Source organism: Providencia sp., from assembly GCF_040396775.1.
GTDB lineage: Bacteria > Pseudomonadota > Gammaproteobacteria > Enterobacterales > Enterobacteriaceae > Providencia.
Genome location: NZ_JBEBNT010000001.1, coordinates 408946 through 421898, shown reverse-complemented (window position 1 = coordinate 421898; position 12953 = coordinate 408946). Strand labels below are relative to the sequence as shown.

The window sequence follows — 12953 nt, the reverse complement described above, 5'->3', positions numbered from 1 at the left end:
CGACGATTGGTGCTGGGATGTTGGCAATGCCGATCGCAGCTGCGGGTAATGGTTTTTTAGTTAGTTTAGCCATGTTGTTAGCTCTATGGGCTTTGATGTGTTATACCGCGCTTCTATTAGTGGAGGTTTACCAGCATGAATCCTACGAAACAGGGATTGGTAGTGTAGCTCAACGTTATTTAGGCTCGGGTGGTAAATTTATCACTGGTTTTAGCATGATGTTCTTGATGTACGCTTTAACTGCGGCTTATGTGAGTGGGGCGGGCGAAATCATCACGTCAAATCTAAAAAGCAGTTTTGCAGTTGAAATGGCAGATTGGATGGGGATAGTCCTGTTTACAGTGATTGGTGGTGGGGTTGTCTGTTTTGGGACTTCATCGGTCGATTTTATTAACCGTATATTGTTCACCGCAAAAATTATTTTTCTGGTCATTATTTTGGCACTAATGATGCCACATGTAGAACAACAAAATTTATTGGCAGCACCAACTGAGAAGGTTCTAATTTTATCTGCAATTCCTGTCTTTTTTACCTCATTTGGTTTTCACGGAAGCGTTCCAAGTATTGTGAAATACATGGGGGGAGACGTGAAAAAGTTGCGAGTTATTTTTATTATCGGCAGTGCTATTCCTCTTATCGCTTATATTTTATGGCAAATCGCGACATTGGGGAGTATTGGAACAACGACGTTTGTGGGCATTTTGGCAGAGAATGCAGGGTTAAATGGTTTATTAGATGCGATTAAAGATGTCGCCCAATCAGGCCGCACTGAGTTAGTTGCACAAATGTTTATGAGTTTGGCACTGGCAACATCCTTTTTAGGGGTAGCGTTAGGGTTATTTGACTTCTTAGCCGACTTATTTAAGCGACAAGATAACGCAGCAGGGCGTATACAAACAGGTTTGTTGACGTTTGGGCCTCCTTTAGTATTTGCACTGTTTTACCCGAAAGGATTTGTGATGGCGCTGGGTTATGCTGCAATCGCCTTATCCATCCTTGCTTTATTATTACCAAGCGCAATGGCATTTAAATCACGAACATTAAACCAGCGTCGATACCAAGTATTAGGCGGGCCCATTGGTTTACTAATCGTATTTTTATGTGGAATTGTCGTGATTGGTGTTCAGATGGGGATTGTCTTTAAAGTTTTACCGGATATCGGCTAATCACTTAATTTAAATATAAGCCAGTCTGCGGACTGGTTTTTTTTTGTGTAAAAATAAGTGATTCAGATAATTCACAGCACAATAATGACTGTTTTACGTTATACCAATGCGTATAATCTAACTAAGAATGATTATCATTAGCACGTTATGTGTAAAAACAGATATATCTAAAGGTGGCATTTCTCGTAGAATTGACTATTATATCCGATATATCTGTTTTGGCATCAAAACAATCACTGAGAATTTGAATGGCAAACGAACAACAACTTGATCCTTGCTTATGTAATGGCAAGAGTGTTAGTCGGATGTTTAACCCTAAGCAGCTAAGAATATATATTCTACACTTACTGACTGGGGGAATAAATTACGGCTATGAGCTGATCAAAAAAATTTCAGAGGAAACGGCAGGGTTCTATTGCCCAAGTCCAGGGGTAATTTATCCTACTCTAACATTGTTAGAAGAATTAGGCTTTATTACTGCGGGTGTAGGTAAAGAGAATGATAAAGGGCGTAAGTGCTTTGTCATTACACCAGAAGGGCGGTGCTTTTTATTATTAAAAGCTGAACTTTTAGCAGAAGTTCAACTAAAGTTAAATTATGCACAAGAGCTTAAAGCGGGAAATCAATTTGCCAATGAAATTGAATGTGCAGTGGATAAATTTAAATCACTCTTAAGGCATAAAATCGTCTTACAGCAATTAAGTAAAGATGATTCAGCCAAAGTCGTTGAAATCATTAACCGAGCGGTTGAACGGATAGAAGAGGTCAATGCGGTATTGGTGATGGAAGGAAAATCAAATGGCTAAAACTAATGACATAATTCAAGCAAAAGAGCACTTATATATGACAGATAATCGTAAAACAGCGCAGGAAAATACGTCTCCACCGACGGAAGCTGAAAAAAGCACAAAAAAAGAGGATAAATTTAAAGAGGTTATCTGTCCAAATGTGCCTACATCTTATTTTAAACGCGCAAAAAAACAAAAAATTAAATATTAAGATGGATGGTTTACAAAATCTTTATTCAACAGCGGCTTGAATGAGTGGTTAGCTCTCACTATATGAAAATAGGCTATATTAAAAATAGATTCATTTTTGCTGTCTGAAATAAATTACATGGTTTTAACTAGAAATATAATTATTTTGTAAACTCTACATATCCTCTGCTTGATTAAAAACCCCTGACTACATCAGTAATCAGGGGGTAAATTTATAACCCTAACTGGGCATGTATTTGCGCTATTTCATCACTCCACTGCTGCTGGAGTTGTGGTTTTTGATGGCTCAATTTACGTTGCTTGTCAGCGTGTAATTTTTCTTCTAAAACCAATAATTTCTCTAACAACTCATCTTCATGAGAAATAACCTTTGTCTGAGCATTCACCGTATTACTGTGTTCAACATCTTCAGTCAAACGATTAGATAACAATTGGGCTTGTTGTTCAATTTTATGATAAACATCATCAATGTTCAGGTATTCCACTAACTGATGTTCATCAATAAACCAAAAACGTTGGCAACTATTTTCAATCAACCATCTGTCGTGGCTGACGACCAGTAATGCACCTGAAAATTGGCTAATTTCTTCACTCAGAGCCTCTTTTCCCTCAAGATCAAGGTGGTTAGTCGGCTCATCCAATAAGATAAGTTCATACTGGGCTAAACTTAAACCAATAAAAAGCAGCCTTGCGCGCTCACCACCACTGAGTGTTTCCACGGTTTGTTGATGGCGTGAATAGGCAAATCCAGCACCAATAAGTGCCATTTTGCGTTGTTCATCTGTAATAGCGGCAAAAGGGCGTAGCGCATCCAATAGGCTGTCGTTATCATTCAATTGTTCTAATTGCTGGTCGTAATACCCAGCACGAATCGTTGGATGAAACTTCAGGTGCTTGGTATAGCGTAAATCTTGTTGATAATGCTGCCAAAGCAGGCGCAATAATGTCGATTTACCACAACCATTTGCCCCCATAATAGCGATACGGTCGCCGCTTTTTACCTGATGAAAAGCGGTTTTAAACAAACGTTCACCCGTCGGCGTTGAAACCTCAGTGCCTTCGAGCTCTAAAACACGGTCGGCAGGAATCGATTTGCCATTCAGTGCCAATTTCCATTGATAACCTTCAGTGAGCTCTGTTTGAGTCTCTTTAAGTCTATCAATGTGTTTCTCCATTTGTTTTGCTTTGCGAGAGAGCCCTTCGTTATCATATACATGCCCCCAAATTGCTAAACGTTTTGCACTGGAGGCGATACGGTCAATCTCTTTTTGTTCTGCTTGATTACGCCTTTCATCGGTAATGTCTTTTTCGGCCATCGCAAGACGGGCTTCACTACATGGTAATCGATAGAAATGTAACGATTTATCACGTAAAACCCACGTACAGTTAGTGACCTTATCAAGCAAAGCTTGGTCGTGAGAAACCAGTACAAAGCTTCCTTTCCAAGACTGAAGGAAATTCCCTAACCAAATAAGGGTAGGTAAGTCCAAGTGGTTACTCGGTTCATCTAGCAATAATAAATCAGGCTGTTCAATTAACGCGCGGCCTAACAAGAGGCGAGTATGTTGCCCGCCACTAATTTCGTTGGCTTTTTGTTCCCATTGCTGGGCAGTAAAACCTAATTCAGACAGTAATACTTCAACCCACCAACGTTCAGCGATTTTGTCTTGTTCTGGAATTTTTTGAACAAGCGCATCGATTAGTGTTAGATGGGCTACGTCTTCAGGTAAATGTTGTTCGATATACGCCGTGACGCAGTGGTTGGCGTAGGTAATGCTACCACTGTTGGGGGATAGCTGGTGGGTAAGTAACTTTAATAAGGTACTTTTACCACTACCATTGTGTCCAATTAAACCGATACGGTCGCCTTGTTGCAATGTGAATGAAACATCATTTAATAGCGTGTGGGTAGAAATGTCGTAATTTAATGATTTTACAGATAATAAAGTGCTCATAGCTTACTCAAATTTTAGGTATAACAATACCTTGGATAGTCATAACGACAACCCAGTAAGCTGAGGGAAGATCTCTTTGTGGCTTCGCTCAGGCAGGGTTATCGCAGTATAAAACTGTGAAAGCCTGAGCTCTGGCGATTACCAAAGAAGTGTGAGTATTCAATAAGATCACACAACAACATAAATTAGCCTCCTTATTTTTCGTTGGGTTGTACAATGCGCACATCATAACAAATAGAGGAGAGAGAATAAAATCCAGAAATGCGTTCTTTCATGACTTTTGTCGTGATAAGTATGATTACTGATATCAATCTCTCTTATATCATGTGAGCACATATGAATTAAATTGCTAACTGTTGGGCGTTCGAGGCGTAAGACATAAAATTGCAGCTCAAATAACAAGAGAGTCGCAAATGAACGTAGAAATAAAGCCAGCAACAGTGAAAGACGCTAAATTGATTTTAGAGATGATCATTGAATTAGCAGAGTATGAAAAAGCCCGCCATGAAGTTAAGGCCAGTGTTGCTGATATCGAAAATTCACTCTTTGGTGCAGATTCTAAAACAGAAGCCCTTATTTGTTATGTGGATGATAAACCCGCAGGGTATGCGGTTTTCTTTACTAGCTATTCAACTTGGTTAGGGAATAACGGTATTTATTTAGAAGATTTATATGTATCTCCCAATTTTCGTGGTGCAGGTGCAGGGAAAAAACTACTAAAACATATTGCCGTGTTAGCCGTAGAAAGGAAGTGCCAACGTTTAGAATGGAGTGTCTTGGATTGGAATCAGCCAGCTATCGATTTTTATAAAAGCATTGGCGCGCAACCACAAGATGAGTGGGTACGTTACCGTATGGATGAAAAAACCATCGCAGAATTTGCATGCTAATTGTGAATACTACATATAATTAAACAAATATAAACTTTGTGTTAAAAAAGCCAGTAATAAACTTACTGGCTTTTTTTTTATATTTTTTCATCTAAAGTTGTACAATTAATGCCTTCTGATGAATTTTGTTAATTTATTCTGTTTTTTTGTGATGCAAGGCAACTCAACTTAATCTAAATTTTGATAAACTTTCATTAAATTAGATAGATAGCTGATGGTTGAACAGCAATTACACTGATTTAGCCTACTTTAAAAATATAATTTTCTTTTTTTGTATTTGGCCGTATTTATTTCGCATATTAACAGTTATACGCCTTTATTAATTTCACCAGGTTAATAAAAATAATTGTTGTTCATTGTTTTCTCATTTAATGGAAAAGGGATGGTATGAAAATAAATAAGCAGAAAATATCTTTTTACATCGTTTTAATATTCATTATTGCTGCTGGTGGTTTTTATTACTGGAGCGTGAATTCTGGTGGGTTACCCGCTGGTTTTGCGCAAAGTAATGGGCGCATAGAAGCGACAGAGATTGATATTGCGACGAAAACTGCAGGTCGAATTGAAACCATTAATGTAAGAGAAGGGGATTTTGTCAAAGAAGGGCAAGAACTCGCCCGCATGGATACCCGGGCACTCCAAGAACAACTTCATGAAGTACAAGCTCAATTACGCCAAGCCATTAGTGCTGTAACCACTGCAGAGTCTGCACTTGCTCAACGCAAAAGTGAAAAAGTGGCAGCTCAAGCAGTAGTACGCCAACGCGAAGCTGAGCTTGATGCCGCGCAAAAACGCCTTAATCGCTCAAGGGCATTGGTAAGAACCAAAGCCGTTTCTCAACAACAAGTTGATGATGATACTGCACAAATGCAGGGCTCACGTGCTGCGCTAGAAGCCTCAAAAGCACAAGTTGCTGCGGCAACATCCGCGATTGACTCTGCAAGTGCTGGCATTGTGCAAGCTAAAAACCGAGTTGATGCAGCAACTGCCACAGAGCGCCGCATCATGGCTGATTTAGATGACAGCATTTTAAAAGCCCCTCGTAATGGTCGTATTCAATACCGCGTTGCAGAGCCGGGGGAGGTCCTTGGGGCGGGTGGTCGTGTATTGAATATGGTGGATTTAAGTGATGTATACATGACTTTCTTCTTACCAACGGAAGATGCTGGAAAAGTGGCGCTGGGAAGCGATGTACACATTATTCTTGATGCTGCACCCAACATTGTTATTCCCGCAAAAACCACGTTTGTTGCCAGCGTTGCCCAGTTCACCCCCAAAACTGTTGAAACACAAAATGAACGCTTAAAACTGATGTTTCGCGTTCGTGCGCGTATCTACCCTGAATTACTCGAACAACACCTTGAATATGTGAAAACAGGTCTGCCGGGTAAAGCTTATGTGCGTTTAGACCCCAATGGATCTTGGCCAGCTGAACTAGAGGTGAGATTACCACAATGACCAATAAACTGATGGATGATGTGATCATTGATATACAGCATGTCAGCCAGCATTATGGTGAAAATTGTGCATTGGATGACATTGTGCTTGCGATCCCTGCTCGCAAGATGGTGGGGTTGATAGGGCCAGATGGCGTAGGAAAATCCAGCTTAATCTCATTGATAGCTGGCGCGCGGGCTATCCAGCAAGGGAATGTGATTGTACTTGATGGTGATATGAATGATGTCGATCACCGCCGTGCGGTATGTCCCCGCATTGCCTACATGCCCCAAGGACTCGGTAAAAACCTCTACCATACGTTATCGGTTTATGAAAACGTGGACTTTTTTGGGCGCTTATTTGGGCAATCAAAGGCAGAAAGGGAGTACCGCATTCAAGATTTACTCGAAAGCACGGGGTTAGCACCATTTAAAGATAGACCCGCGGGTAAGCTATCTGGCGGGATGAAACAAAAACTCGGGCTATGTTGTGCATTAATCCATGATCCAGATTTATTAATTCTTGATGAGCCCACCACAGGGGTTGACCCCTTATCCCGAGCCCAATTTTGGGACTTAATTGACCGTATCCGCCTGCGTCAAACTAACATGAGCGTATTAGTAGCAACCGCCTACATGGAAGAAGCGGAACGGTTTGATTGGCTCGTAGCAATGGATGATGGAAAAGTGTTAGCCACAGGCCATGCTTCGGAATTAAAAGCCCAAACACAATGTGCTGACCTCGAAGCGGCTTTTATCGAATTACTGCCAGAAGAAAAACGCAGTGGTCACAAAAAAGTCGTCATCCCGCCAAGAGACACTTCGAAAGATGATGTTATCGCGATTGAAGCGCAGGATTTAACCATGCGTTTTGGTAACTTCGTCGCGGTTGACCACGTGAATTTTAAAATTCCAAAGGGGGAGATTTTTGGTTTCTTAGGCTCAAATGGGTGTGGTAAATCAACAACCATGAAGATGCTGACAGGGCTGTTGCAGGCCAGTGAAGGGCAGGCTTGGCTATTTGGGCAGGAGATTGACCCGAAGGATATCGAAACGCGTAAACGGGTTGGGTATATGTCACAAGCATTTTCCCTATACAGCGAACTGAGTGTGGAGCAAAACCTGGTGCTACACGCAAAACTGTTTCATATACCAGAAGACAAAATTGCTCGTCGTGTTGATGACATGTGCCAACGGTTTGAGCTCGATGAAGTCAGGGATACTATGCCTGATGATTTACCATTAGGTATACGTCAACGTTTGTCATTAGCGGTAGCCGTGATCCACGAACCAGAAATGCTGATACTGGATGAGCCTACATCAGGTGTTGATCCCGTTGCTAGAGATATGTTCTGGAATTTGATGGTGGATTTATCGAGACGTGACGGTGTCACAATTTTTATCTCCACACACTTTATGAACGAAGCGGAGCGTTGTGACCGTATATCGCTAATGCACGCAGGTAAAGTGCTTGATTGCGATACCCCTGCCAACCTCACCAAAAAGCGAGGTTTGACGACACTTGAAGAAACGTTCATTGCTTATTTACAAGATGCAGTCGGTGATGCGGGGCAAGGAACGGAAACGGCACCTGAGTTCCATGTTGACCCTGAACTCAAAGAACAAGCCACGGAAGCATTAAAAAAACGTTTTAGTTTACTTCGCTTATTCAGTTATTCAATTCGTGAAGGGATGGAGTTACGGCGAGACCCAGTTCGTTCGACGCTTGCTTTACTTGGTACGGTGATCTTGATGTTTATTATGGGATACGGGATCAGCATGGACGTTGAAAACTTACGTTTTTCCGTGTTAGACCGTGACCAGACAGGACTGAGCCAAGGTTATACGTTAAACCTTGCTGGTTCCCGTTATTTTATTGAACAACCACCTCTTCAAGATTATGACGCACTCGAAGAGGGCATGCGCAGTGGGCAAATTACGGTTGCGATTGAAATACCGCCGAATTTTGCTCGGGATATTGCCCGTGGTAATAATGTGAAAATCGGTGTTTGGATAGACGGTGCGATGCCAAACCGCGCAGAGACAGTTCGTGGTTATGTACAAGCAATGCACCTTGCATGGTTAAGTACCATGGCTGCGCGCCAACCTGTAGGCGTAGCAGGTATGCCTGCTATCGATATCGAAACACGGTACCGTTATAACCCAGATGTACGCAGCTTACCCGCGATTGTACCTGCTGTTATCCCATTGTTATTAATGATGATCCCTGCCATGTTAAGTGCACTAAGTGTGGTACGTGAAAAAGAGCTCGGTTCAATCATTAACCTTTATGTCACCCCGATCACCAAATTAGAGTTTTTACTGGGTAAACAGCTCCCCTATATTCTATTAGGGATGTTTAACTTCGTACTGCTTTGTATTTTGTCGGTGTATATTTTTGGTGTGGAATTTAAAGGCAGCTTTTTAACGTTAACCTTGGCTGCATTTTTGTACGTTAGTATTGCGACAGGGATTGGCTTGTTGATTTCTTGCTTTATGAAAAGCCAGATTGCAGCCATTTTTGGTACATCGATCATCACATTAATCCCCGCAACTCAGTTTTCTGGAATGATTGACCCAGTGTCATCATTAGAGGGAATGGGGCGTTGGGTGGGCATGGTTTATCCAACCTCACATTTTCTCACTATTACGCGAGGGACTTTCTCCAAAGGCCTTAACTTGTTTGATTTACAGGCATCATTTATCCCGTTGTTGATTACGGTTCCTCTCGTCATCGGGCTGAGCGTGTTGTTCCTGAAAAAACAGGAGTCCTAATGATGATTCGTAAAATTCAAAATATCTTTAATTTAGGTGTCAAAGAGTTACGAAGTTTAGGGCGGGATAAAGCGATGCTGGCGTTGATTGTTTTCGCTTTTACGGTTTCGATTTATTCATCTGCAACGGTAACGCCAGGCTCATTGCACAATGCGCCGATTGCTATTGCAGACCAAGATAAATCACAGTTATCTAACCGTATTATCAATAGCTTTTATGCCCCTTACTTTTTGCCGCCTGCGGATATCACACCTGACCAAATCGATGGTTTGCTCAATCGGGGCTCATATACTTTTGCCTTAGATATTCCGCCTAATTTTCAACGGGATGTCTTGGCAGGTAGAAGCCCTGAAATTCAAGTGAATATTGATGCAACTCGCATGAGCCAAGCGTTTTTAGGGAACAGCTACATTCAAAATATTACCCTTGGTGAGGTCAATGAGTTCTTAGCAAAATACCGCAGTAATGCGAGCTTACCCGTTGATTTGGAAGTGCGGATGCGCTTTAACCCTAATCTAACGCAATCGTGGTTTGGTTCAGTGATGGCAATTATTAACAATATCACTATGTTATCGATTGTATTAACGGGGGCAGCATTGATCCGTGAACGAGAGCATGGCACGGTTGAGCACCTAATGGTGATGCCATTGACGCCTTTTGAAATCATGATGTCTAAAATATGGTCAATGGGATTGGTGGTGCTGATTGCATCAGGGGTTTCATTGATGCTAGTGGTGAAAACACTGTTGCAAGTCCCAATTGAAGGCTCAATTTTGCTCTTTATGTGTGGCGTGGCATTAAGTCTTTTTGCGACAACATCCATAGGTATTTTTATGGGAACAATCGCCCGTTCAATGCCACAGTTTGGATTATTAATGATTTTAGTCTTATTGCCATTGAATATGCTCTCCGGTGGGATGACGGCGCGCGAAAGTATGCCGCAATTAGTGCAAGATATTATGTTAACAATGCCGACTACCCATTTTGTGAGCCTTGCACAGGCTATTTTGTATCGCGGAGCAGGTTTCCAGATTGTTTGGTCCCAGTTTGCAATTTTGCTGGTCATTGGAAGCGTGTTCTTTACACTCGCCTTAATCCGTTTTCGCAAAACCATTGCCACAATGGCTTAATACCTTCCTAAATTGCACTCTTAAAATTAAAACGCTTGCTGAATATCTCAGTAAGCGTTTTAATGCATCACCTATCAATTGTTAATAAATGATTAGATTGCACCTATCAAATCGATAGCGCGTACTGATTGGATTAAGTCACTGCAAAACAGTAACTTAATAGGCAACCAAACAGGAGAACATCATATGTCATTAATTAATACTCAAATCAAACCATTTACAAACCAAGCATTTAAAGACGGCAAATTCATCGAAGTTTCTGAAAAAGACGTTGCAGGTAAATGGAGTGTTTTCTTCTTCTATCCAGCTGACTTTACGTTTGTTTGCCCAACTGAATTGGGTGACGTTGCAGACCATTACGAAGAATTCCAAAAATTAGGTGTTGAAATTTTCTCTGTTTCTACCGACACACATTTTACCCATAAAGCATGGCACGCAAGCTCAGATACCATCGGTAAAATCAAATATGCGATGATCGGCGACCCAACAGGAGCATTAACGCGTAACTTTGAAAATATGCGTGAAGCTGAAGGCTTAGCAGACCGTGGTACATTCGTCGTTGACCCACAAGGTATCATCCAAGCGATTGAAATCACAGCGGAAGGTATCGGCCGTGATGCAGCAGATTTACTGCGTAAAGTGAAAGCTGCTCAATACGTTGCAAGCCACCCAGGTGAAGTTTGCCCAGCTAAATGGAAAGAAGGTGATGCAACGTTGTCTCCATCTTTAGATTTAGTCGGCAAAATCTAATTAATCTTTTGATTGATTATTAGATGACTCGAGTTACAGGCGTTTAGTGCAATGATGCCCTGCCTGTAACTTGCAGTATGACGGGTATATGTACCCGATTTTATGATTAAAATTAAAGGGGATTACATGCTCGACAACAATTTACAGGCCCAATTAAAAGCCTATTTAGAACGTTTAACTAAACCCGTTGAATTAGTTGCCAATTTAGACGACAGCCAAAAATCAAACGAAATTAAGCAATTGCTCGACCAAATTGCCTCGCTGTCTGACAAAGTGAGTGTGCGTGAAGAGCGCAATAGTACAATAAGAACGCCATCATTTTTAATTACTAACCCAGGTGTTGATAGCGGCTTGCGTTTTGCAGGATCGCCACTGGGGCACGAATTTACCTCTCTGGTGCTGGCATTATTACAAATTGGTGGTCATCCATCGAAAGAAGCGCAAGAGTTACTGGAACAAGTAAAAGGCCTTGAAGGCGAGTTCCAATTCGAAACGTATTACTCATTATCTTGCCATAACTGCCCAGATGTTGTTCAGGCATTAAACTTAATGGCAGTTTTGAACCCTAACATCAGCCATACCGCAATTGATGGCGCGCTTTTCCAACATGAAATTGATGAGCGCAATGTAATGGGGGTTCCTGCGGTTTACTTGAATGGCAAAGAGTTTGGCCAAGGCCGTATGACATTAAGTGAAATTGTCAGCAAGGTTGATACTAATGCCGATGCGCGTGCTGCTAAGTCATTGACAGAACGCGAGCCTTTTGAAGTATTAGTCATTGGTAGTGGCCCAGCGGGAGCATCCGCGGCAATTTATACTGCACGTAAAGGTATTCGCACTGGTGTTATCGGTGAGCGCTTTGGCGGACAAGTGATGGATACGGTTGATATTGAAAACTATATTTCCGTTATTAAAACGGAAGGTGCTATTTTTGCTGGTGCGTTGAAAAACCATGTTGATAGCTATGATGTTGATGTCATCGACGGGCAATCAGTCGCTAAACTGATCCCTGCTGCTGAAGTCGGCGGTTTACACCAAATCGAAACCGTTTCTGGCGGTATTTTAAAATCCCGCAGTATTATTATCTCTACGGGGGCGCGCTGGAGAAACATGGGCGTTCCAGGTGAACAAGAGTATCGCACCAAAGGCGTCACATTCTGTCCACACTGTGATGGCCCATTATTTAAAGGTAAACGCGTTGCGGTTATCGGTGGTGGTAACTCAGGTATTGAAGCCGCGATTGATTTAGCGGGGGTGGTTGACCATGTAACGGTACTTGAATTTGCACCAGAATTAAAAGCCGATTCTGTGTTACAGCAAAAAGCACGCAGCCTGAAAAATATCGATATTATTGTGAATGCACAAACCCTTGAAGTTAAAGGGGATGGTAGCAAAATGACTAGTCTTGAATATAAAGACCGTACAGATGAAAGTGTACATTCTTTAGAGGTTGCAGGTGCATTCGTACAAATCGGTTTATTACCAAATACCAATTGGTTAGGTGACACCGTCGCAAGAAACCGTATGGGCGAGATTGAAATTGATGCACGTAATGAAACCAGTGTAAAAGGCATCTTTGCCGCAGGTGACTGTACAACAGTGCCTTACAAGCAAATTATTATTTCAGCCGGAGAAGGGGCAAAAGCCGCACTTAGCGCCTTTGATTACCTGATCCGCACAAGTACCAGAACCGCTGAATAGGTGTAATTTACTTTATATTCAGTGAGTTGTAGTCAAAAGGCACTCGGGGGCGAGTGCCTTTTTTTTGTGCGCATGAAATCTGAATACCGAAATATCAACCTAGACTTCTTTGCCGCTAATCCTGCCCGATAATCATGTTTAGCTCATCTTTT

General features: G+C 41.7%; 10 protein-coding genes. 9 read left to right on the top strand and 1 reads right to left on the bottom strand.

All coding sequences use genetic code 11. The annotated features are described in order from the left end of the window. Positions 1-17 precede the first annotated feature (17 nt). The 3 genes from tyrP to ABWP91_RS01905 all read left to right on the top strand — a co-directional run bounded on the left by tyrP (position 18) and on the right by ABWP91_RS01905 (position 2165). Positions 18-1166, top strand: coding sequence for a tyrosine transporter TyrP (gene tyrP, locus ABWP91_RS01915; protein ID WP_353241766.1), 1149 nt, complete (start codon positions 18-20; stop codon positions 1164-1166). Positions 1167-1414: 248 nt separating this feature from the next. Next, positions 1415-1972, top strand: coding sequence for a PadR family transcriptional regulator (locus tag ABWP91_RS01910; protein ID WP_353241765.1), 558 nt, complete (start codon positions 1415-1417; stop codon positions 1970-1972). Further along, on the top strand, positions 1965-2165 hold the full coding sequence (locus tag ABWP91_RS01905; protein WP_353241764.1) for a DEAD/DEAH box helicase: 201 nt from the start codon (positions 1965-1967) through the stop codon (positions 2163-2165). Before ABWP91_RS01910 ends, ABWP91_RS01905 begins: the two co-directional genes overlap by 8 nt. 211 nt (positions 2166-2376) lie before the next feature. Here ABWP91_RS01905 and ABWP91_RS01900 read toward each other — a convergent pair whose 3' ends face one another. Further along, positions 2377-4119: an ABC-F family ATP-binding cassette domain-containing protein gene (locus ABWP91_RS01900; RefSeq protein WP_353241763.1), complete on the bottom strand. Its 1743-nt coding sequence runs from the start codon at positions 4117-4119 to the stop codon at positions 2377-2379. Between the two features lie 413 nt (positions 4120-4532). Between ABWP91_RS01900 and ABWP91_RS01895 the strand changes: the two genes are divergently transcribed. The 6 genes from ABWP91_RS01895 (at position 4533) to ahpF (ending at position 12801) form a co-directional block, all read left to right on the top strand. Next, positions 4533-5009 carry a GNAT family N-acetyltransferase gene (locus tag ABWP91_RS01895; RefSeq protein WP_353241762.1) on the top strand — a complete coding sequence of 159 codons (477 nt, stop codon included), beginning with the start codon at positions 4533-4535 and terminating at the stop codon, positions 5007-5009. A gap of 387 nt (positions 5010-5396) precedes the next feature. Further along, positions 5397-6467 carry an HlyD family secretion protein gene (locus ABWP91_RS01890; RefSeq protein ID WP_353241761.1) on the top strand — a complete coding sequence of 357 codons (1071 nt, stop codon included), beginning with the start codon at positions 5397-5399 and terminating at the stop codon, positions 6465-6467. Beyond that, a complete protein-coding gene (gene rbbA / locus ABWP91_RS01885) occupies positions 6464-9220 on the top strand; it encodes a ribosome-associated ATPase/putative transporter RbbA (protein ID WP_353241760.1) in 2757 nt (918 codons plus the stop codon). The genes ABWP91_RS01890 and rbbA overlap by 4 nt, the downstream gene beginning before the upstream one ends. 5 nt (positions 9221-9225) lie before the next feature. Then, positions 9226-10350: an ABC transporter permease gene (locus ABWP91_RS01880; protein WP_219249430.1), complete on the top strand. Its 1125-nt coding sequence runs from the start codon at positions 9226-9228 to the stop codon at positions 10348-10350. 186 nt (positions 10351-10536) lie between these two features. Then, a complete protein-coding gene (ahpC, locus tag ABWP91_RS01875) occupies positions 10537-11100 on the top strand; it encodes an alkyl hydroperoxide reductase subunit C (RefSeq protein ID WP_206084249.1) in 564 nt (187 codons plus the stop codon). Between the two features lie 126 nt (positions 11101-11226). Continuing rightward, a complete protein-coding gene (gene ahpF / locus ABWP91_RS01870; RefSeq protein WP_353241759.1) occupies positions 11227-12801 on the top strand; it encodes an alkyl hydroperoxide reductase subunit F in 1575 nt (524 codons plus the stop codon). Positions 12802-12953 lie beyond the last annotated feature (152 nt).

What these genes read in the sequence shown, in the direction of transcription:
- ahpC (WP_206084249.1), top strand. Translation starts at nt 10,537, where the DNA reads ATGTCATTAATTAATACTCAAATCAAACCATTTACAAACCAAGCATTT.
- rbbA (WP_353241760.1), top strand. Translation starts at nt 6,464, where the DNA reads ATGACCAATAAACTGATGGATGATGTGATCATTGATATACAGCATGTC.
- ABWP91_RS01905 (WP_353241764.1), top strand. Translation starts at nt 1,965, where the DNA reads ATGGCTAAAACTAATGACATAATTCAAGCAAAAGAGCACTTATATATG.
- tyrP (WP_353241766.1), top strand. Translation starts at nt 18, where the DNA reads ATGTTGGCAATGCCGATCGCAGCTGCGGGTAATGGTTTTTTAGTTAGT.
- ABWP91_RS01910 (WP_353241765.1), top strand. Translation starts at nt 1,415, where the DNA reads ATGGCAAACGAACAACAACTTGATCCTTGCTTATGTAATGGCAAGAGT.
- ABWP91_RS01900 (WP_353241763.1), bottom strand. Translation starts at nt 4,119, where the DNA reads ATGAGCACTTTATTATCTGTAAAATCATTAAATTACGACATTTCTACC.
- ABWP91_RS01890 (WP_353241761.1), top strand. Translation starts at nt 5,397, where the DNA reads ATGAAAATAAATAAGCAGAAAATATCTTTTTACATCGTTTTAATATTC.
- ahpF (WP_353241759.1), top strand. Translation starts at nt 11,227, where the DNA reads ATGCTCGACAACAATTTACAGGCCCAATTAAAAGCCTATTTAGAACGT.
- ABWP91_RS01895 (WP_353241762.1), top strand. Translation starts at nt 4,533, where the DNA reads ATGAACGTAGAAATAAAGCCAGCAACAGTGAAAGACGCTAAATTGATT.